1 protein-coding gene and 1 pseudogene are annotated in these 578 nt (G+C 72.7%); both read left to right on the top strand.

Features of this window, described 5'->3' with window-relative positions; all coding sequences use genetic code 11:
* Window positions 1–192, top strand: a pseudogene (locus DD1DGNOD_RS28830) (2-phospho-L-lactate transferase); the annotation flags it as partial.
* The coding region (locus DD1DGNOD_RS06070; RefSeq protein WP_430827763.1) for a coenzyme F420-0:L-glutamate ligase at window positions 164–578 on the top strand (415 nt) is incomplete at its 3' end. The pseudogene DD1DGNOD_RS28830 and the gene DD1DGNOD_RS06070, both read left to right, overlap by 29 nt.

Here is a 578-nt window from a genome sequence, read left to right as displayed (position 1 = left end):
CGCGGGCACCGCGCTCCCGGTGGCGCGGGCGCGGGCGCGGGCGGCGGGATTCTCGACGGCTGGCTGGTCGACACCGCTGACACCGGCACCAAGGTGCCCGGCGTCACCGTGAAGGCCCGGCCACTGTTGATGACGGACGTCGAGGCGACCGTAGAGATCGTCCGTGCGGCCCTGGAGCTCGCCGGTGTCTGAGGCACTTTCCGTCACCGCCGTCACGGGGATCGGCGAGATACGTGCCGGCGACGACCTGACCACGGTCATCGCGACCGCGCTCACCGCCCACGGCATCCCGCTGCGCGACGGCGATGTCCTCGTCGTCACCTCGAAGATCGTGTCGAAGGCCGAGGGGCGGCTGATCCCCGTCGACGGTGACCGGGAAGCCGTACGGCTGGCCGCCGTCGAGGCCGAAACCGTCCGTGAGGTGGCCGGCCGAGGGTCAACGCGGATCGTCGAGACCCGGCACGGGTTCGTGCTCGCCAACGCCGGGGTGGACGCGTCCAACGTGACCAAGGACGAGATCGCCCTGCTGCCGGTCGACCCGGACGCGAGCGCGCGGGCCCTGGTCGACGGCCTGCGGG

Source organism: Candidatus Protofrankia californiensis, assembly GCF_900634765.1.
Taxonomy (GTDB): domain Bacteria; phylum Actinomycetota; class Actinomycetes; order Frankiales; family Frankiaceae; genus Protofrankia; species Protofrankia californiensis.
Note: the sequence above shows the minus strand (reverse complement) of the source record. Positions and strands in the feature narration are given on the sequence as shown.